At 41.4% G+C, this 18720-nt stretch carries 19 protein-coding genes; 6 read left to right on the top strand and 13 right to left on the bottom strand.

Annotation, left to right across the window (positions count from 1 at the left end; translation table 11 throughout):
• Window positions 1–475: 475 nt before the first annotated feature.
• The 4 genes from JIG37_RS12555 to gpmM are packed head-to-tail and all read right to left on the bottom strand — an operon-like array spanning window position 476 to window position 5261.
• Window positions 476–1234 (bottom strand): divergent polysaccharide deacetylase family protein, encoded by a 759-nt coding sequence (locus tag JIG37_RS12555; RefSeq protein ID WP_054550969.1) that lies wholly within the window; start codon window positions 1232–1234, stop codon window positions 476–478.
• Between the two features lie 35 nt (window positions 1235–1269).
• The gene (locus JIG37_RS12550; protein WP_138619038.1) at window positions 1270–2538 is read right to left on the bottom strand and encodes a S41 family peptidase; all 1269 of its coding nucleotides are present in this window, start codon (window positions 2536–2538) and stop codon (window positions 1270–1272) included.
• A gap of 35 nt (window positions 2539–2573) precedes the next feature.
• On the bottom strand, window positions 2574–3713 hold the full coding sequence (locus JIG37_RS12545; protein ID WP_054550971.1) for a peptidoglycan DD-metalloendopeptidase family protein: 1140 nt from the start codon (window positions 3711–3713) through the stop codon (window positions 2574–2576).
• Window positions 3714–3716: 3 nt separating this feature from the next.
• The gene (gpmM, locus tag JIG37_RS12540; RefSeq protein WP_199529491.1) at window positions 3717–5261 is read right to left on the bottom strand and encodes a 2,3-bisphosphoglycerate-independent phosphoglycerate mutase; all 1545 of its coding nucleotides are present in this window, start codon (window positions 5259–5261) and stop codon (window positions 3717–3719) included.
• A 192-nt stretch (window positions 5262–5453) separates the two neighbouring features.
• Between gpmM and JIG37_RS12535 the strand changes: the two genes are divergently transcribed.
• Genes JIG37_RS12535 through gpsA form a run of 4 tightly spaced genes read left to right on the top strand, consistent with a single transcriptional unit; the run spans window position 5454 to window position 7711 of the window.
• Window positions 5454–5885 (top strand): rhodanese-like domain-containing protein, encoded by a 432-nt coding sequence (locus tag JIG37_RS12535; protein WP_054551326.1) that lies wholly within the window; start codon window positions 5454–5456, stop codon window positions 5883–5885.
• A gap of 30 nt (window positions 5886–5915) precedes the next feature.
• Window positions 5916–6173: a glutaredoxin 3 gene (gene grxC, locus JIG37_RS12530; protein ID WP_054550973.1), complete on the top strand. Its 258-nt coding sequence runs from the start codon at window positions 5916–5918 to the stop codon at window positions 6171–6173.
• A 41-nt stretch (window positions 6174–6214) separates the two neighbouring features.
• Complete coding sequence (secB, locus tag JIG37_RS12525; RefSeq protein WP_054550974.1) at window positions 6215–6700, top strand: protein-export chaperone SecB; 486 nt, start codon at window positions 6215–6217, stop codon at window positions 6698–6700.
• 3 nt (window positions 6701–6703) lie between these two features.
• Window positions 6704–7711 carry an NAD(P)H-dependent glycerol-3-phosphate dehydrogenase gene (gene gpsA / locus JIG37_RS12520; protein ID WP_055022087.1) on the top strand — a complete coding sequence of 336 codons (1008 nt, stop codon included), beginning with the start codon at window positions 6704–6706 and terminating at the stop codon, window positions 7709–7711.
• A gap of 74 nt (window positions 7712–7785) precedes the next feature.
• On the opposite strand, the gene JIG37_RS12515 is transcribed toward gpsA, so the two are convergent.
• Together JIG37_RS12515 and trmL are read right to left on the bottom strand one after the other, a co-directional pair.
• A complete protein-coding gene (locus JIG37_RS12515) occupies window positions 7786–9672 on the bottom strand; it encodes a GGDEF domain-containing phosphodiesterase (RefSeq protein ID WP_166340454.1) in 1887 nt (628 codons plus the stop codon).
• A gap of 102 nt (window positions 9673–9774) precedes the next feature.
• Entirely contained in the window at window positions 9775–10239 is a 465-nt protein-coding gene (trmL, locus tag JIG37_RS12510) for a tRNA (uridine(34)/cytosine(34)/5-carboxymethylaminomethyluridine(34)-2'-O)-methyltransferase TrmL (protein ID WP_199529490.1), read from the bottom strand.
• A gap of 101 nt (window positions 10240–10340) precedes the next feature.
• Here trmL and JIG37_RS12505 point away from each other — a divergent pair, with 101 nt between their 5' ends.
• Window positions 10341–11249: a cation diffusion facilitator family transporter gene (locus JIG37_RS12505; RefSeq protein WP_199529489.1), complete on the top strand. Its 909-nt coding sequence runs from the start codon at window positions 10341–10343 to the stop codon at window positions 11247–11249.
• On the opposite strand, the gene JIG37_RS12500 is transcribed toward JIG37_RS12505, so the two are convergent.
• From JIG37_RS12500 to JIG37_RS12490, 3 genes are read right to left on the bottom strand one after another with little or no spacing between them, the layout of a single operon-like run.
• Window positions 11228–12169 carry an alpha/beta fold hydrolase gene (locus tag JIG37_RS12500; protein ID WP_199529488.1) on the bottom strand — a complete coding sequence of 314 codons (942 nt, stop codon included), beginning with the start codon at window positions 12167–12169 and terminating at the stop codon, window positions 11228–11230. The two genes, JIG37_RS12505 and JIG37_RS12500, sit on opposite strands and share 22 nt — an antisense overlap.
• Entirely contained in the window at window positions 12170–13555 is a 1386-nt protein-coding gene (locus JIG37_RS12495) for an ATP-binding protein (protein WP_199529487.1), read from the bottom strand. It lies immediately after the preceding gene.
• Between the two features lies 1 nt (window position 13556).
• Window positions 13557–14246 (bottom strand): response regulator, encoded by a 690-nt coding sequence (locus tag JIG37_RS12490; protein WP_166340460.1) that lies wholly within the window; start codon window positions 14244–14246, stop codon window positions 13557–13559.
• 171 nt (window positions 14247–14417) lie between these two features.
• Here JIG37_RS12490 and JIG37_RS12485 point away from each other — a divergent pair, with 171 nt between their 5' ends.
• Window positions 14418–14945, top strand: a complete 528-nt coding sequence (locus tag JIG37_RS12485; protein ID WP_166340462.1) for a Spy/CpxP family protein refolding chaperone — start codon at window positions 14418–14420, stop codon at window positions 14943–14945.
• A 60-nt stretch (window positions 14946–15005) separates the two neighbouring features.
• Here JIG37_RS12485 and yacG read toward each other — a convergent pair whose 3' ends face one another.
• The 4 genes from yacG to JIG37_RS12465 all read right to left on the bottom strand — a co-directional run bounded on the left by yacG (window position 15006) and on the right by JIG37_RS12465 (window position 18683).
• Window positions 15006–15239, bottom strand: coding sequence for a DNA gyrase inhibitor YacG (yacG, locus tag JIG37_RS12480; protein WP_054550981.1), 234 nt, complete (start codon window positions 15237–15239; stop codon window positions 15006–15008).
• Between the two features lie 73 nt (window positions 15240–15312).
• Window positions 15313–16989, bottom strand: a complete 1677-nt coding sequence (pilB, locus tag JIG37_RS12475; protein ID WP_138619056.1) for a type IV-A pilus assembly ATPase PilB — start codon at window positions 16987–16989, stop codon at window positions 15313–15315.
• Between the two features lie 198 nt (window positions 16990–17187).
• Window positions 17188–17784 carry a dephospho-CoA kinase gene (gene coaE, locus JIG37_RS12470; protein ID WP_199529486.1) on the bottom strand — a complete coding sequence of 199 codons (597 nt, stop codon included), beginning with the start codon at window positions 17782–17784 and terminating at the stop codon, window positions 17188–17190.
• 2 nt (window positions 17785–17786) lie between these two features.
• The gene (locus JIG37_RS12465) at window positions 17787–18683 is read right to left on the bottom strand and encodes an A24 family peptidase (RefSeq protein WP_199529485.1); all 897 of its coding nucleotides are present in this window, start codon (window positions 18681–18683) and stop codon (window positions 17787–17789) included.
• Window positions 18684–18720: the final 37 nt, after the last annotated feature.

Genomic DNA, 18720 nt, shown 5'->3' with positions numbered 1-18720 from the left:
TAACCCAGTTCATTCCCCAGGTAGGTTGGGTAGAGCGGAGCGAAACCCAACATAATCCATATGACCTTCTTCATAACCCATGGTTAAAAATTCTTAAAATCTCTACTGCTCTAACAGGTTAGCGATCTCTAAAATGGCTTACTTCACCTTGCGCTAATTCGTCTTTTATTAATGAGCTTTATCTCTTCATTCTGCATGACGAATTACCACGCTGTTGGGTTTCGCTTCGCTCTACCCAACCTACGCCAGACCTTCAAGCTTTACCTTGCTAATAGAAAACTCTGAAGTGCCTCTGGCAGGGCTTTATTGTTTAAGGAGGCTCTGACCTAAACACCCACACCGCGGCTGATCGCTGACGGCTGAAAGCTGATAGCTCTGTGTTTGGTTTCGCTGCGCTCTACCCAACCTACGCCAGATCTCAAGCTTTACTCTTTCAACTTTACTCTCGCTAACTCGCAACTCTCGTTTATAACACTCATTCCCCTTGTTTTTGCTCTGCTTTGGCTAGTTGAATGTATTTTGTTTCGACTAGTTGTGAGAGGGGAACAAGTTCGAAGCCTTGTTGTTGTAGTTCTGGGAGGGCTTGTTGCAGAAAAGCAACGGTTTCTGGGTAGGGGTGGGCAATGGCGATTGCGTAGTTGAAGTGTTGAGCTTTGGTTTTTAGCTCTTCTAGTTGGTGTTGTAGCTGACTTTGGGTGACATTGTTATCAAGAAATACATGGCGAGATACATTTGCGACACCATACAGGTTAGCAACATTTTGTGCTTCACTTTGACTCGTTGTACGGCTGTCTAAGAAATACAAACCACGTTTCTTTAATACTTCCATCGTCCATTTCATTGGCTCGGTAAGCTGTGTTAGCTCAGATCCCATGTGGTTATTGACCCCTTTTACTTGTGGTAAAGAGGCTAATGCATGGCCAAGGGTTGTTTGTAACTCTGACTTACTCATAGTATCGGTGAGCGCACCCGGACCAAGTGCTTTAGTTTTATCAAGCGCTTGCATTGGTACATGTAAAAGTAACTCTTTGTGGGTTTTACTGGCGCGCTCTGCAAATATTTGTGAATAGGGGGTATGGGGCAAGATCGAGAAGGTCACTTGCCCTGGTAAGTTTAATATTTCAAGATCGCGCTGATGGTTGCCTATATCATCAATTACTATGGCTATTTGCTTTGCTTGGCAGAATAGCGGTAGGCAACATACGGCGAGTAATAAGCCTTTTTTTAAGTTCACTTTTTGTAATTATTATATCCGTTGTGAGCATTTACTTACTGCATAATAACGAGCTGCTTTGCTGTAAGTTGCTTTTTGTCTTGTCTATCTAGAAGTGAGCTAAAAAGCGCCAATTCTTGGATATTTTTTATTATAACGCCTTGGTCAATTTCTGAAAGCATTGTTTGATTAATACTCACATCTGGAGTGATCCCCTTCCCATCGATAGATTGACCTAAAGGTGTGTAATAACGTGCTGTAGTCAGTTTTAATGCGGTATTACCATTACCTAATGGTATCAACGATTGCACTGAGCCTTTACCAAATGAAGTTTCGCCAATTAGCACCGCTCGTTGATTGTCTCTCAGTGCTGCTGCGAGTATTTCAGCTGCAGAGGCTGAGTTTTCGTTAATTAGCACGGCAATAGGAGCGCCACTGAGTATGTCGCCTTTATGGGCTTTAAACTTCTGATTAGCTTCATTAAAGCGACCTTTGGTGGATACGATGGTGCCGTTATCTAAAAACAGATCTGCAACTTCAATCGCCCCTTGTAATGTACCGCCAGGGTTATCGCGTAAATCAATGATTAAACCTGAAAGAGGGAAGCTATTGGTGACCTGCATTTTTGCAAGCTCTCGAGCAACATCGTGCAATGTATGATTGTTAAATGCATTGATACTGATCAGTGCAACGCCTGTATCTGCTAAATGGCCACTAACACTTTCTAGGTTAATCTGTTGGCGCTTAACCGAGAAATTAAGCTCAGTATTTGTCTCTCTTTTAACAACTACATCAACGGCGTTCTCACCGCTTTGGCGAATCAACTTAGCCACTTCTTCGATGCTTTTGTCTAAAATAGGCTGTTGATTAATCGCAATAACTTCATCATTTACCTGAAGACCCGCAAGCGCCGCAGGTGAGTTATTAATAGTGTTAACAATATACACTCGACCCTCTTCAATTTTTACTTCTATACCGAGTCCTGTGTATCTACCATTAGTGCTACTGAAGATAGCATCGAGCTCAGTTTCGTCGAGATATTTTGAATATGGATCAAGGCGCTCGAATAACGCTTCGACTTGTAAGTTATCAGGTTGAGTTACAAATGCGTTTTGTAGCTTCAGATCATCAACATAATACGTATGAATATTAAATAGGATTTCGTTTAGTTGCTGATGCTGTAGTGATTGTAACGAGGGTTTTGCAACAACCTGAAACGATTGCAATATCAGGCATAGCAAGCTGACAAGTAATAGAAAAGACAGCTGAGTAAAAAACTTAGCTGGGGAAAAATGAGCATTGTAAGAGTAAGTTGTGTTTAGCATCAGCTGCTCCTCATAGAGTGCAGCTATTTAATCAATTAAATGCGTCTGCACCATTTTACAGGATTTACTGCGCGTCCTTTGTGGCGTATTTCAAAGTATAGACCAGGATCTGGTTGTCCGCCGCTTTGACCGACTAAAGCAATCGTTTCGCCTTCTCTAACAAGGTCGCCAACATCGCGAAGAAGGGTTTGAGCGTGACCATATAAGCTCATAAAGCCATCGCCATGATCAATAGCGATAACCCAGCCAAAGCCATTTAGCCAGTCAGCGTAAACCACTTGGCCGTTCTGTACGCTTTTAACATTACTGCCTTCTTTAGCGCTGATAAGTACGCCTTTCCAATCTATGTTGCCGTGCTTGCGTTGTCCAAAGCGGTGGCGTAATGCTCCTTTGGTTGGCCAGTCGAGTTTGCCCTTACTACTTTGTAAGCCTAGTAATTCAACTTTTTCGTTTCGTTCTTGTTCAAGCTCTTCAATGGCGGTGATCAGGGTTTGCTCATTTTCTTTTAAATAATCAATTGAGCTCTTCGTTTCTTTTAACGCTGACTGGAGTTTATTGAGGTTAGTTTTACGCTCTTGCTGTGCATTGACTAGAGCTTGCTGGCGTCTTTTTTGCTCATCATATAAGGCAACTAGACGTTGTTTGGTTTTTTCAAGCTCAGCTTGGTTGTCTGCAATTTCTTGCTGCAGTGCTTTGAGTTCTTCAATTTGCTCAATACGTGCTTTATTTAAGTAATTATAATAACTTAGTGTACGCTCAATTTTGGCTGTGTCTTGTTGGTTAAGCAACATCTTTGAATAGTCATGACTACCCGCCATATAGGCGCTTTTTAGTTGTGCAGCTAATAAGGTTTGGCGTTGTGCTTGCTGGGCTTTAAGTTGCTCAGCTTTAGCTTGTTGTTCGCGTTGTTGTTGCTCATTTTCTTTAACAGATTGGGCGGCAAGGTTTAATGCTTTGGCATTTTTGGCGATGTCGAGCTCATGGGCGCGCAGATCTTTACGCATTTGGGCAATGGACTTGCGTTGACCTTTAAGCTCAGCCTCTGTTTTTTGTAAAGCTGATTGAATGTCTGATAAGTCTTTTTTGGTTTGATCTTCATTAGCAACAACCGTAGTTGCTACTAATGAAGTCAGTATTAAACCAGTTTTAAGGAAGTGGTTAATACATTTACTCATAGCTTATTTCAGCGTCATGATTGGTTTACCAGTCATTTCACTTGGCTGCTCTAAGCCGAGTAGGTGAAGCATGGTTGGAGCCACGTCACTCAGTGTTTTACCATCATGTGGTGTCGCATCACGGCCAACATAGATAAATGGCACTGGCTCACTGGTGTGTGCGGTATGTGCTTGGCCCGTTGCTGGGTTAGCCATTTGTTCAGCATTACCATGATCGGCTGTAATAAGCGCTTCACCACCATGTTCTTCAAGTGCTGCAACTACACGACCAATACAATGATCAACTGCTTCACACGCTTTCACAGCAGCCTCAAATACACCTGAGTGGCCTACCATGTCTCCGTTAGGGTAGTTACAGATGATGGCATCGTATTTGCCGCTAGCGATTGCTTCAACAAGTTTATCGGTCAGCATTTCAGAGTTCATTTCTGGTTGCAGATCGTAGGTTGCTACTTGTGGTGATGGAATCAGTTCGCGAGTCTCACCAACAAATTCATCTTCACGACCACCACTAAAGAAAAAGGTCACGTGTGCGTATTTTTCTGTTTCAGAAATACGTAGCTGTGTTTTACCTTGTTTCTCTAACCATTCGCCTAATACATTTGTTAAAGGCTCCGGAGCAAACGCAATCGGCGCTTTAATGTCTGCTGCGTACTCTGTCATCATTACAAAAGCGCTTAACTTAGGTGATTTTTTCTTATCAAAACCACTGAAGTCAGCATCAACAAAGGCACGAGTCATTTCACGTGCTCGGTCTGCTCTGAAGTTAGCAAAGATAACAGTGTCGCCGTCATTGATCTCTGCAGCTGCTTGGCCTTCAGGTACAACCGTTGTTGCAGCCACGAACTCGTCGTTCTCGTCACGTGCATAAGCGGCTTCTAGTGCGGTTACACCGTCAGTGTAGCTGTATTCAGCAATGCCACTCACCATAACATCATAAGCAAGCTCGACACGATTCCAACGGTTATCACGGTCCATTGCATAATAACGACCAACAAGCGTGGCTAAACGGCCACAGCCAAGTTCAGCAAATAAGCCTTCGATACGCTCAATTGAGGCTTTTGCACTGCGTGGTGGCGTGTCTCGACCGTCTAAGAAACCATGGAAGTAAACTTCTTTTGCCCCGCGCTTAGCAGCTAGTTCGATTGTTGCAACAATGTGGTCTTCGTGACTATGAACGCCACCTGGGCTTAAAAGGCCCATGATATGCACGGCTTTGCCTGCATTTACAGCTTTATCGATATTATCAACAAGTGCAGGGTTACTATCGAACTCACCATCTTCAATGGCTTTAGTGATACGCGTGAAATCTTGGTAAACGATTCGGCCAGCACCTAAATTTACGTGACCTACTTCAGAGTTACCCATTTGTCCTGCAGGTAAACCAACATCAAGTCCCGAACCTGAAATTAATGTATGTGGGCGGGTTGCCCAAAGGTTGTCGAGTACTGGGGTATTAGCAGCAAGTATGGCGTTACTTTCTGTGTCTTCACGGTATCCCCAACCGTCTAAGATCATTAATACCAATGGTTTTTTATGCTCTGTCATTATAGCTCCTGAAGATTGGCACTTATATATCACTAGCATACCGTGTTTTATGGTTTTGATCAGCTATCAATATGTCATATTAAAATATTTCACGCCCTAGCATTTTCAATTCAAGCACGTATACTTGCGTGGCAAATTTTAATTAACCCATGGCTATGCGCTGTGGTACCTAAATTTCTTAGTGGAAAACGCATGGATCAATATATTGAATTTATCTCGAATCATCCGGTTTTGAGCATTATCTGGTTGGCATTAGTTGCAATGCTGATCAGCAGTTGGTTTAAAAGTAAATTTTCGGCTATCCGTCAAATCAACCCACAGCAACTTACCTTGCTAATCAACCGTGATGATGGCCAAGTGATTGATATACGCTCACAAAAAGAGTTTAACTCTGGCCGTATTGCAGGCGCAACTCACTTAAATCCGGAAAAAGCAAAGCAATCTGATTTTTCAAGCCTTGAAAAGTTTAAGACGAAACCCATTATACTAGTATGTACCACGGGCATGACAGCCTCAGGTATCGCAACTGCAATGCATAAAGCAGGTTTTGAGCGTGTTTATGTATTAGCGGGCGGTATGGGCGCTTGGCAATCAGCTAGCTTACCAACAACGACCGGTCGTTAATAAGGCTCACTGCCCGATAGAGGAATTATTATGAGTAATGTTGTTCTTTACACAAAAGCATACTGCCCATTCTGCCAACGTGCTTTGGCGTTATTAGACAGTAAAGGTGTAGACTACACGAATATCGATATTGGTGTTCACCCTGAGCGTCGTGATGAAATGATCGACAAAGCAAATGGTGGTTACACAGTTCCGCAAATTTTCATTAATGATGAACATATCGGCGGTTGTGACGACATGATGGCAATTGAAGCGCAAGGCCTTTTAGACGCAAAGCTTAACGCTTAATAAATTTTAAATATAAAAACGAATACAAGTTAGGAATTACAATGAACGAAGAAAATCAAAACGCAGCAGCAGAACAAGCCGGCGCTCAATTCTCAATCCAACGCATCTATACTAAAGATGTTTCATTTGAGACGCCTAACTCACCTGCTATTTTCCAAAAAGAGTGGACTCCTGAAGTTAAGCTTGACTTAGATACTCGTTCTAACAAATTAGAAGAAGGTGTGTTTGAAGTTGTTCTTGCTTTAACAGTAACGGCTTCAATCGGTGAAGAAACTGCATTCCTATGTGAAATCCAACAAGCGGGTATTTTCACAATTGGTGAAGTTGAAGAAGTTCAACTTGCACACATGTTAGGTGCTTTCTGCCCGAACGTACTTTTCCCTTACGCTCGTGAAGCAGTATCAAACCTAGTTAACCGTGGTACTTTCCCACAATTAAACTTAGCGCCAGTTAACTTCGACGCACTATTTGCTCAATACATGCAACAACGTGCAGCTCAAGATCAACAGGCAACTGCAGACGCATAAGCTATGAGTACAGCACAATCAGCTGTTACAGTATTAGGGGCGGGGTCTTATGGCACCGCCCTTGCTATTTGCTTTGCCAGAAATGGCCACCCAGTTACTTTGTGGGGCCGCAATAGCGATGACGTTGCTACGCTTGCAGCTGAGCGAAAGAATCAACGTTATGTTCCAGATGTTAGCTTTCCTGAAACCCTCCAACTAGAAGCTGATTTAGAAACGGCAGTTAAAGCAAGCAAGATCATTTTGGTTGTTGTGCCGAGTCATGCTTTTGCTGGCACGCTGCAAAAAATCAAACCTTGGTTGTCAGAAGGTGCTGAGGTTGCATGGGCTACCAAAGGTTTAGAGCCAAATACAGGGCGTTTGTTGCAAGAAGTAGCGGTACAAGAGCTAGGAGATGATGTTCCTCTGGCTGTGCTTTCAGGACCTACGTTTGCAAAAGAAATGGCAATGGGATTACCAACTGCTATTTCGGTATCGTCGACTTCTAAAGACTTTGCTAAGCAATTAGCTGACCTTTTACACTGTGGCCGCTCATTTAGGGTGTATAACAATGATGACTTTATTGGAATACAGCTTGGTGGCGCAGTTAAAAATGTCATTGCGATTGGCGCAGGTATGTCTGACGGTTTTGGCTTCGGTGCCAACGCACGTACTGCTTTAATCACTCGCGGTTTAGCTGAGCTATGCCGTTTAGGTTGTGCATTAGGTGCCCGTTCAGATACCTTTATGGGTATGGCCGGCCTTGGTGACTTGATCTTAACCTGTACAGATAACCAATCTCGTAACCGTCGCTTTGGCCTTGCTCTTGGCAAGGGTGAAGGCGTAGAAGCTGCGATTGAATCTATTGGTCAGGTTGTTGAAGGCTATAGAAATACCAAAGAAGTGTATTTACTTGCTGAACGCACAGGTATTGAAATGCCAATAACGGAGCAAATTTACCAAGTGCTTTATGAAAATAAAGATGTAAAAGAAGCTGCGATGGCACTACTTGGCCGTGAGCAAAAATCTGAATAATTTAGATTGTGCACTTTTAAATAAAAAACGCGATTTATTAATCGCGTTTTTTATTTAAAGTATATTTCTAATCATTAGCTTGATTGTTGCTTTTTTAATTTTTCGTTAATAAATTCGCTAACTTGCTCAGCTTTTAATGGCTTACAGTAATAATAACCTTGTTGAAAATGACAGCCCATAATATGTAGCATGTAGGCTTGTTCTTCTGTTTCTACTCCTTCGGCGACCACATTAATATCTAAATATTTAGCTAGTCGCACTATGGTGGCGGTGATATTACGATCTTGGTCGTTTTTATCGATGTCTTTTACGAATGACTTGTCGACTTTTAGCGTATCAATAGGAAAGCGTTTTAAGTAACTGAGTGATGAATGGCCGGTTCCAAAATCATCTAGTGCAATATGTACACCTAGTGATTTTATACGTTTCATTTGCTGCTCTGCAAACTCAGGGTTATCCATCATAGCGCTTTCTGTGATCTCGAGTTCTAAGCAATGTGCTGGGACGTCAAATTTAGCCAAATTATCAACGAGTGTTTCTATAAGACTACTTTGTTGAAAGTGTAGGGCTGAAATATTAATAGCTACATTACCAAACGAAATGTTTTGTTTTCGCCACTGTGCCAGTTGATTAAGTAGTTGTTCCATTAGTAATTGGGTAAGCGGAATAATGGCACCATTTTGTTCAGCCAGCGGAATGAACTCATCGGGGTTAATCACACTGCCATCTTCTTGTGGCCAGCGAACTAATGCTTCAAAGCCGTATAACTGATTATGCTGGGCATCAAACTTAGGCTGAAAATAAAGCTCAAACTCATTGTTGTTGATAGCTCTAAATAAAGCGCTTTCTTTGGTTAACTCGGTTGGGTCGAGTGTGTGGCGGTCTTTGTCAAAAAATTGATATGTATTATGGCCCATTTTCTTAGCATGATTCAAAGCACTGGTTGCGCTGCGCATTAAGTATTCACAGTTGTAGGCGTTGTCTGGATAGATAGCAAGGCCGCAACAGGCAGATAGCGAAGTCTCAAAACCATCCAACATAAAAGGGGTTTTGAATTGCTGCAGCACGATGTCTGCGGTCTTTTTGGCGAAGAATACCGTTTTACCTGAGTAGAGATAGGGCGGCACAAGAATCGCGAATTCATCTGCGCCGAGTCTTGCAATGGTAAAAGCTGAGTTGAGTGCGCCAGTAAGACGGCAAGCAACTTCTTTTAATAAAACATCTCCAACAGTATGGCCCAAAGAGTCGTTTATTTTTTTGAAGTTATCTAGGTCGATAAATATGATTAGCAAGCTTGGGTATGTGTCGTTACAGGCTTTAATCGCTTTTTCGAGCGACTCTATAAAAATGGCGCGGTTTGATAAACCAGTGACAGTATCTTTGGTTGTAAGCTTGAGCATCGTGCGCTCGTTATTCTTACGGGCTGTTATATCTGAAAATACTCCGACATAGCGAACAGATTTTTTGAAAAAGCGTGAAGTCGTAATTTTAGTAATGGATAAATCAAGGGCGTAGGGTTTGCCATTTTTACGGACATTCCAAATTTCACCAGACCAATAGCCATCATCTATAAGCTCTTGCTTTATAATTGCTTCTAATTGTTGGTCACGGCCATTAGATGTATGTGCTTTAAATCGTTTACCGATGACATCATCCTCGCTAAAACCTGAGATTTCGCTAAATGTTCTATTAACCTCAATGATATTGAACTCATCATCAGTAACCCAGACAGCGTCTTTCGATTTTGAAAGTAACGCATCAACAAAAACCAATCTCTGTTTTTTACGCTGTAGAGCAATACTAATAATTATCACTACTGCGATGAGTAATAACAAGGTAAGTGCTGCGGTGATAACATAACTTGTTAAAGCAATCGGTGGGTTGGAAGTGAAAACTGTTGCAGCACTGGCAAAGTGCTGTAACAGTAAAATGATACAGCACACTAGGGTGAAAATACGCATTACTTTCCATCTAAAGTATTAAATCAGCCCTTTTAGATTAGTATATTAAAAAAGGTCGTGCTAAATAATTAGTGGATAATTTTAAATCACATTTTCAGTGCATTATTGACCGTTCACAAACCCTAATTGACGCCAAGATTCATAAACAAATACAGCCACTGAGTTAGATAAGTTCATGCTACGGCTGTCTTTTTGCATTGGAATGCGTACACGTTGTTCTTTCGGTAATGATTGAATGAGTTCATCAGGTAAGCCACGCGTTTCTGGGCCAAACACTAAACAATCGCCGGGTTGGTATTGTGCTAGATGATGAAATTGGCTGCCCTTTGTTGTGCAAGCATAGACTTTTTTTGGTTGGCATTTTTCAAGGTATGCTTCAAACGAGGCATGGCGCTGTACATGGCTAAACTCATGATAATCAAGGCCAGCTCGCTTTACACGTTTATCATCCCACTCAAAACCAAGTGGTTCAATTAGGTGTAACGCATAACCTGTGTTTGCGCATAAGCGAATGATATTACCCGTGTTTGGTGGAATTTCTGGTTGGTACAACACAATATCAAGCATGTGAATCTCATTTTAAAGGATTTGATCTGCTGCTGAGTATACACGAACTAGAAAGAAAAGATGATATACTCAATACAGTTACTCACTTAAGGTAAGTTGTTGTGCAGCATCGTAGTTACGAGTTTTGGGTTAAAACAGCGAGTCTAGTCACCATTGTTATGGTGAGTTTAATGATTGCGGCAAAAAGCTGGGCATGGCTTGCATCTGGCTCGGCATCAATGCTGGGTTCTTTAACTGATTCGTTAATGGATATCACCGCATCACTGATGAGTTTTTTAGTGCTTGGTTATGCACTGCGTCCTGCTGATGACGATCATCGCTTTGGTCACGGTAAAGCCGAAGCATTAGCAGGGCTTGCACAAGCCGCTTTTATAGCAGGTTCTGGTTGCTTCTTGGCGTTTCATGGTATTGAGCGCTTATTTAATCCGGTAACTTTAAAGCATTCTGACCTTGGTATTTGGGTCAGTATTTTCGCTATTGTTTGTACGCTCGTGGTGGTGTTTGTGCAAACTAAGGTGATCAACCACACCGAATCCATTGCCATTAAAGCAGACTCGATTCATTATAAAGGCGATTTAATCTTAAATTTGGCCGTACTACTGGCAATTGTGTTAGCTAAGTACGGTGTTGCTTATGCCGATCCATTATTTGCTATTGGTGTGGCTGTTTATTTACTTTATAACAGTTGGGACATTGCTCGTGACAGTGCTGATCATTTAATGGATAAAGAGCTGCCAGATGAAGAAAAAGCAGAGATACTCGCCATTGTGAATAGTCATCAAGACGTATTTGGCGCCCATGATATTCGCACCCGCCAAGGTGGTAAAATTAAGTTTATTCAGATGCATTTAGAGCTGGAAGACTCTTTATCATTATTAAGAGCACATCAAGTTGCTGATGAAGTAGAAGCGTTAATTCAAACGCATTTTGCTTGCGAAATGGATATTTTAATGCACTTAGACCCACTTTCAGTAGTTAACAAAACACGTCAAAGTTCTGCACAAAATTGATAAAAATCACAGAGTACTGCTTGTCTGATCTCGTCGCGTTCACACAATAACTCGTGGCGAGCACCTGCGTAGCTTTTTATTTGTGCTTGCTTTTGTCTATGAGTAAGTGCAAATTGCGCAGCGTTATCGACTACGGTATCTTGCTCTGCGCTGGCGATAAACAAAGGAATATCGACTTTTTTATCCACTAAAGAGGCAATAAAATCAAACGACGCATTAAGCCAACCATAGGTGACGCCACCTAGTTGTAAATCACCTTCTGCTGCATACAGCTCTCTGAACAGCTTATATCGAATTTCACTACTGGTTAGTTCATTAGCTGCAAAGTCGACGGGTAAATAATCGCTTTGGCCAAATGCGTAACTGCGGCCAAGACCAAGTAAGGATGCAATTTTAGCAGCCAGTTTTGCTACAGGCTTTGGCGTGCCTTTAGTATAGATATCAAACATCGGCGCTGATAAAAAAGCACCCGCAAATTGATGTTGATAACGCGACAGGTAATCATAGGCAATGGCACTGCCCATAGAGTGGCCAAGCAAAACCTGCTTACCTTGCCAGTGTTGCTGCACCACTTTTTCTATAAATACAGCAAAGTCATTTGCGTAATCAGTAAAACGGTTTACATAGCCTTTATGAGTATTTTTTAGATGACGATAAGAGCGACCTTGCCCCTGGTGATCAACACTAAAAACCGCAAAACCATTTTGATATAGCTCCCAAAGCAACTCTTTGTACTTAACTAGAGATTCTATACGGCCAGTACTGATAACGATGGCCGTTTTTGCTTGCTGAGGAATAGCATAGCCGTAATAAAGCTTGCCATGAGCGGTGCTCAGAAATTCTTGCTTTAATTGCTCAGAAAAAAACTGGTTAATATTAGGTAGGTTACTAACAAGACTTGCTTCGCTACTGTAAAACATTTACTCACTCTTAAATGGGAGACGGATGTTTACGCATAGTCCGCCATGTTCTTGGTTTTCAAGTGTTAGTGTACCATCATGTGCTGAGATAGCATTCTTTGCAATTGCAAGACCTAAGCCTGTGCCGCCAGTGCTTCTATCGCGAGCATGTTCTTGGCGAAAGAAGGGTTCACATAGCCTTGCAAGGTTCGCTTCATCAACCCCTTTACCATCATCACAAACAGTAATGTAAATAGCATCTGATTCAACTAAGCCTATTGAGATTGAATGTTCTGCGTATTTAATGGCATTACGTAGTACATTTTCAAGTGCGCTGGCAATTAAGGTTTCATCGCATTTTAAGTCGGCAGTTAGTGTACCATTGACAATAAGCTCTTTATTGTTTTGCTTAGCTTCAAATTGAGCATCGTTAAGTACATGATCAACAATCACTTGTAAAGACTGCGTACTCAACGCTAGAGTTTGGCTTTTGGCCTCTAAGCGAGAAACTTGAAGGACATCGGCAATCATTTTATCGAGCTGATTGGCCTCTTTTTCAATGCGTTCTAAATAAGTTTGTTGGGCGTCATCAGCTTGCATTTGTGCAAGGCCTGTAGCCATTTTTAAGCGTGTTAATGGTGAACGTAGTTCATGAGAAATATCTGCTAGTAGTCGTTTTTGAGCGCTAATAAGCTGCTCAAGTTGAACCGCCATGGTATTAAAGTCACGACCAAGTACACCTAACTCATCTTGACGAGTAGGAGATACATCGGCACGAGCTGTTAAATCGCCATGAGCAAGTTTTTTTGCGGTTTCTTTTAAACTATTAATGGGAGCTATTAAGTTACGGCTAAAGAAGAAACTCAGCATCAATGAGGCGATTAAAGCAATGAGTAGCTTTAGCCAAATTGGCATTAGCCATAAGCTAACAAAAAACGGTTTTTTACGTTTTTCATCAATCTCATAAAGATAAAACTTACCTTCAGGCACATTTAATGCTATCGGTCCATAAGCTTGGTATTCATCGGTAAAAATAATTTGCGGGCGCATATATTTGGTAAAGTTAAGCAAGCTTAAATCAATCTCTTTGGATACAGGCTCGCTAAGCATTTCAACACCATGCACCTCACCATTTAAGTACAATAACTTATGCTTAGATAAGCGCGGATGAGATAAAACCTCTTGAGTTGGTTTGCCGTGCTTAGCAACAATGCGTTCAATACTTTTAGCAGTGTACTCAAGATTTTTCAGCATGGGTCCACGCAGGTCGTCATTGCCGACATTGCTCGTTAACTGGCTTAAAAACACCAGTATTGTGATAGTCGCTATGACAGTAACCCAAAACCAAGCAAATATTTTTAAAAACAAATAATGGCGGGGATGCTTTAGCCAGCTTGGAGTTTGCATATTATTCGCCTTGTATTAATACATAACCACTGCCGCGCATGGTTTTGATCCGTTCATTACTAACGTGTTCTGCAATCTTTTTACGGATGTTGCTGACATGCATATCGATTGAACGGTCAAAAGGGGCAAGGCGTCTACCAAGGACTTGCTCACTTATTTGTTCTTTGCTGATCACTTCACCGGCATGTTGTACTAGCATAGCAAGGATCTCATACTCAGTGCCGGTTAGGCTAAGTACGTTGTCTTTAACAGAAGCCTCACGAGTTGCGAAATTAACATTGATGCTGTTAACACTCAAGGAGCTGGCCTGTTGGTTCGATAAGCTGTTGATATGCTCGATGCGACGGGTAATTGCTTTAACGCGGGCTAGCAGTTCTCTGTGGTTAAATGGCTTAGGAATATAATCATCTGCGCCTAGCTCTAAACCAAAGATACGATCAAAGTCTTCACCTTTAGCGGTTAGCATGATCACTGGAGTAAGCTTATGTTGCCTTAACTGCTTTAGCACCTCAAAGCCATCCAAAGAGGGTAGCATCACATCAAGCAATATTAGCTCATAGTTATGCTTTATAGCTTGTTTTAGGCCTTCAGCGCCATCATGAACACACTCTACTGTAAAACCTTGTGCTGATAAGTACTCGCTGAGTAATTCGCACAATCCTGTATCGTCGTCGATCATTAATAGTTTCATTCTGACACCTAGCTATTTATTTCTTTAAGGTTATTTTACTCAGTAAATTGTGTAAAAGTGAATCTTTACACAACCTTTACACTGGTTTGCGTTCCTTTGCATTGAATTAGTTATAGTTAACCCATCAGTCGGAAACGACAACAGAGCACAACCCAACAAAAGGTAATGATTATGACTATTTCAAATAAGCTTTCTAAATTCGTACTTGTTTGTGGTTTAGCAGCAGCGAGTGTCGGTGCTACTTCAGCAATGGCGAAAGGTGACTTTAACCGTGGGATGAATCCACAAGCACGTTTTTTACTTTCTGAGCGTGGTATTGATAAATTACAACTTACAGAAGATCAGCAAACGCAACTTAAAGCGATTTTTGCCGAGCAGAAAACACAATTTGCAGCACTGCGTGGTGATAAAGATGCAATGAAAGCCGCTCGTACTGCACACAAAGAGAAAATGGATGCATTATTAGCAGCTAAAACATTTGATGAAAATGCCGCATTAGAACTAATTAATGCGCGTCAAGAAAAAGGCCAGCAGTTTGCAATGCTAAAAATGAAATCTGATCATGCCATTTGGCAGGTTTTAAATGCAGAGCAGCGCGAAAGCTATCAAGAGATTAAAAAGCACCTGCGTAAAAAAGGTCACAAAAAGGGTCACCATGGTCCACGCGGAGAGCGCAAAGGTGAGCGTTCTGAAGGTTAATACCAAATTACTATTAATATAAAAAATGCGGCAAATGCCGCATTTTTTATATTTGACGCTTTATTCTTTAAAGAATGAATCATCGTTTTTAGCTAGCATCGCTTCGATATCTTCAATCATATCTTGGCTCAAATCATTAGCATTGCTAATTGGGCTAGAAATTTTATTGTTCTCAAACGACCACTCACCTAAATCTATTAGCTGGCAGCGTTTTGAACAAAATGGGCGATGTGGACTTTGTTCTGACCATTCTACTTTGGCTTTGCATGTTGGGCAGTCTACAACTGTTGGCATGATATCACTCTTAATTAAGCACTTTCGTCAGATCTTACTGAACAGTTAGTTGAGAATCCAGTAACGAATTTGTTTAGAAACTCGTTACTCGGTTTATTTCAGCCAGAGAGGTAACACCATCGGCGGCTTTTTTCAGGCCTGATAAACGTAGATCATTAAAGCCTGAGCGTAGAGATACTTCAGCGATTTCGAGTGAGTTACCACCACGCATAATAATTTGCGCTATTTCAGGGGTAATTTGCATTACCTCGTAAATACCAACTCGACCTTTATACCCTTCAGTACAGCTGTCACAGCCTTTTGGTGCGAATAACTGAACCTCATTGAGCTTGTCTTTATCAAAACCTTGGCGAATCAATTCTTCATCAGGGAGTGTTTCTGGTGTTTTACACTTAGGACAAAGTCGTCTTGCTAGACGCTGCGCAATAATAAGACTGATTGAACTTGCGACGTTATAAGCAGGAACACCCATATTTAAAAGACGAGTAAGGGTTTCTGGTGCTGAGTTTGTATGCAGAGTCGATAATACCAAGTGACCTGTTTGCGCCGCTTTTATTGCAATTTCAGCGGTTTCAAGGTCACGGATCTCACCAACCATTACGACATCGGGATCTTGTCGTAAGAAAGCCTTTAATGCATTGGCAAAGGTCATGTCTGCCTTTGGATTAATTTGTACTTGGTTAATCCCTTCAAGGTTGATCTCTACTGGATCCTCGGCAGTACTGATATTACGCTCTGGCTGGTTAAGAATATTCAAACCAGTATAAAGTGATACGGTTTTACCAGAACCTGTTGGACCGGTTACTAAGATCATGCCCTGGGGCTGTTCAAGTGCATCCATGTAGAGTTTTTTCTGCTCTGGTTCATAACCAAGTACATCGATACCTAGCATAGCACTTGATGAGTCAAGAATACGCATTACGATTTTCTCGCCCCAAAGGGTAGGTAGCGTACTTACACGGAAGTCGATACTTTTACGTTCAGTGATTTTAAGCTTAATACGACCATCTTGAGGTTTACGCTTTTCTGCAATATCAAGTCGAGACATAACCTTGATACGCGCCGACAAACGGCTCGCTAAGCTATTGGGTGGACTTGCCATTTCATGCAAAATACCATCGATACGAAAACGTACACGGTAACGGTGTTCATAAGGTTCAAAGTGTAGATCCGATGCACCTTTTTTTATCGCATCCATCAAAATTTTATTGATGTAGACAATAATAGGCGCATCGTCTTTGTCTTCATCTTTGCTGGTTAAGTCTTTAGGAGCTTCGGTTTCAAGATCGCCAAGTTCTTTAAACTCATCTTCACTTAAGTGTAAACCGCCTGCAGCATCAAGTAATTGTTCTATTTTATTTTCGAGCTGAACGTAATCAACAACAACTACTTCACATGAAAGGCCAGTACTAAATTCAAAGTTTTCAAAGGCTCCGTAATCGGTTGGATCAGAGGCGGCAATGTAGAGTTTACGGCCTTTTTTTACTAAAGGCAGAATGTGGTGTTCACGAATGAGTTTGTCTTTAACAAGTTCTTCAGAAATGTGTGATACATCAAAATCTTTGATGTCAAAATAAGGGACTCTGAAAAGATCTGTGCATTGCTCTGCTAGCTCATGGCCAGCCATACCACATGTTTTAGAAATTAGCTCCGCAGTAGAGCTGTATTCGCGCTGCTTTGATTTTACGGTCTCTGCATCAATGCGACCTAGAGTGATAAATTTTCGAAGTAGCGGTGAGTTAATATTCATTGCGCACCTAGTTTGATCCTTTATTTGCCACAATCTAACAGAAAAAGTAAAACGGTTACATCAGTCTTGTCTGATTTTGGAAAAATTGCAAAATAAATTAACCATAAACTCAAATGTTTAGCTAGTTAATTGGTACTTTGGTATTGTTTTTCTGTGGCTGCTTTTTTACAAAAATAAGTATTTAAATCAATAATATCGTTAAATTAAAGTCAGGTATTTCTCATGCAACTTTTGTACATCAATTTTTACCTCAGAAAGAAGGCGGTTATTATCTAATGTATCTGTCGCTTTTTGTTGCTTATCTGCTCTGGGCATTTGTGAAGCGATGATTTGCTTAGCTAATTCAACAGAGATATTGTCTCGAGCTGTGGTTCTCGTTATTTGCACTTCAACAGGAACATCTATCAATAGAGTATGATCGCTGAATTTATCTAAGCCATTTTCGAAAAGTAGAGGCGCAACTAATATCACATATTGGCTGGTGGCTTTCTGTAATTGAGCGAGCATTGACTCTCTAATAAGCGGATGCAATAAATTATTTAGCCATTGCTTTTGTGATTCATCAGCAAAGATAATTGCTCTTAGTTTTGCACGATCAAGGCTGCCATCAGTAGTGAGTATCTCATCACCAAAGTGTTCAGTAATTTTTTCAAGTCCCGTTGAACCTGGCTCAACGACCTCTCTAGCCACGATATCAGCATCAACCACTTGAATGCCAAGCTCTTCAAACATGGCGCTTATTGCACTTTTCCCTGATCCGATTCCACCCGTTAATCCTAAAATCCAGCTTGCCATAATCAGTAGCCCAAATAATTAAAGTAGTAAGCTTGAATTTGCTCACCCCAAAGCAAGGTTAGCCAACCGGCAATGGCAAGGTAGGGTCCAAATGGAATTGGCGTGGTTTTATCTTTACCTTGAATAATGATTTGCGCAATACCGATGATGGCACCAACGACACTTGATAACAGCACTATGGTTAAAATATCTTGCCAACCTAATAGCGCACCAAACACGGCTAATAGTTTAAAGTCGCCATAACCCATGCCTTCTTTACCAGTAGCAAGCTTGAATAACCAATAGACACTCCATAAGCTCAGGTAGCCAACTGCTGCGCCGATAATGGCATCGCTCGGTGCAATGGTAATATCCATAGTGGCAGCAATCAGCGCTAACCAAACGAGTGGCAGGGTGAGCTGGTCGGGCAATAACATGTGATCTACATCGATAAAAGTTAATGCAACTAAAAACCAAGTAATCAATATATAAAGAAGAGCAAGCGTTGTTGGGCCAAAAACAGCGGCGACAACTAAACTTAAAACCGCTGTAAGCATTTCTACAATAGGGTAGCGCACAGAAATCGGTGTTTGACAATTTGCACAGCGACCTTTTAGCAATAGCCAACTTAAGACAGGGATATTTTGCCAAGCTTTAATCGGTGCTTTGCATTTAGGGCAGGTCGAATTAGGTTTTACTAAATTAAAGGGAGCTTGTTCTGTTTGCTGTTTTGAGTTGAGCTCATCGGCCAATACAATACGGCACTCAGTTTGCCATTCTCTTTTCATCATCAGTGGCAAACGATAAATCACCACATTCAAAAAGCTACCAATACACAGGCTTACTAAGCCCACCGTCAAAAAATAAAACCACTGCTGACTTTGCATCGCAGTGGTTATATCAAGAAAAAAATTTTCCATTAATATACCTAACTTCAGGCCATTTTCAGGCCGCCAT

It is taken from the genome of Pseudoalteromonas sp. bablab_jr010 (genome assembly GCF_016464105.1).
GTDB classification, from domain to species: domain Bacteria; phylum Pseudomonadota; class Gammaproteobacteria; order Enterobacterales; family Alteromonadaceae; genus Pseudoalteromonas; species Pseudoalteromonas simplex.
The sequence above is the reverse complement of the archived record's forward strand: the minus strand, read 5'-3'. Positions and strand labels throughout refer to the sequence as shown.

Coding starts and splice junctions, on each gene's coding strand:
- JIG37_RS12550 (WP_138619038.1), bottom strand. CDS start 2,538: ATGCTAAACACAACTTACTCTTACAATGCTCATTTTTCCCCAGCTAAG.
- JIG37_RS12545 (WP_054550971.1), bottom strand. CDS start 3,713: ATGAGTAAATGTATTAACCACTTCCTTAAAACTGGTTTAATACTGACT.
- gpmM (WP_199529491.1), bottom strand. CDS start 5,261: ATGACAGAGCATAAAAAACCATTGGTATTAATGATCTTAGACGGTTGG.
- JIG37_RS12535 (WP_054551326.1), top strand. CDS start 5,454: ATGGATCAATATATTGAATTTATCTCGAATCATCCGGTTTTGAGCATT.
- grxC (WP_054550973.1), top strand. CDS start 5,916: ATGAGTAATGTTGTTCTTTACACAAAAGCATACTGCCCATTCTGCCAA.
- secB (WP_054550974.1), top strand. CDS start 6,215: ATGAACGAAGAAAATCAAAACGCAGCAGCAGAACAAGCCGGCGCTCAA.
- gpsA (WP_055022087.1), top strand. CDS start 6,704: ATGAGTACAGCACAATCAGCTGTTACAGTATTAGGGGCGGGGTCTTAT.
- JIG37_RS12515 (WP_166340454.1), bottom strand. CDS start 9,672: ATGCGTATTTTCACCCTAGTGTGCTGTATCATTTTACTGTTACAGCAC.
- trmL (WP_199529490.1), bottom strand. CDS start 10,239: ATGCTTGATATTGTGTTGTACCAACCAGAAATTCCACCAAACACGGGT.
- JIG37_RS12500 (WP_199529488.1), bottom strand. CDS start 12,169: ATGTTTTACAGTAGCGAAGCAAGTCTTGTTAGTAACCTACCTAATATT.
- JIG37_RS12495 (WP_199529487.1), bottom strand. CDS start 13,555: ATGCAAACTCCAAGCTGGCTAAAGCATCCCCGCCATTATTTGTTTTTA.
- JIG37_RS12490 (WP_166340460.1), bottom strand. CDS start 14,246: ATGAAACTATTAATGATCGACGACGATACAGGATTGTGCGAATTACTC.
- JIG37_RS12485 (WP_166340462.1), top strand. CDS start 14,418: ATGACTATTTCAAATAAGCTTTCTAAATTCGTACTTGTTTGTGGTTTA.
- yacG (WP_054550981.1), bottom strand. CDS start 15,239: ATGCCAACAGTTGTAGACTGCCCAACATGCAAAGCCAAAGTAGAATGG.
- pilB (WP_138619056.1), bottom strand. CDS start 16,989: ATGAATATTAACTCACCGCTACTTCGAAAATTTATCACTCTAGGTCGC.
- coaE (WP_199529486.1), bottom strand. CDS start 17,784: ATGGCAAGCTGGATTTTAGGATTAACGGGTGGAATCGGATCAGGGAAA.
- JIG37_RS12465 (WP_199529485.1), bottom strand. CDS start 18,683: ATGGAAAATTTTTTTCTTGATATAACCACTGCGATGCAAAGTCAGCAG.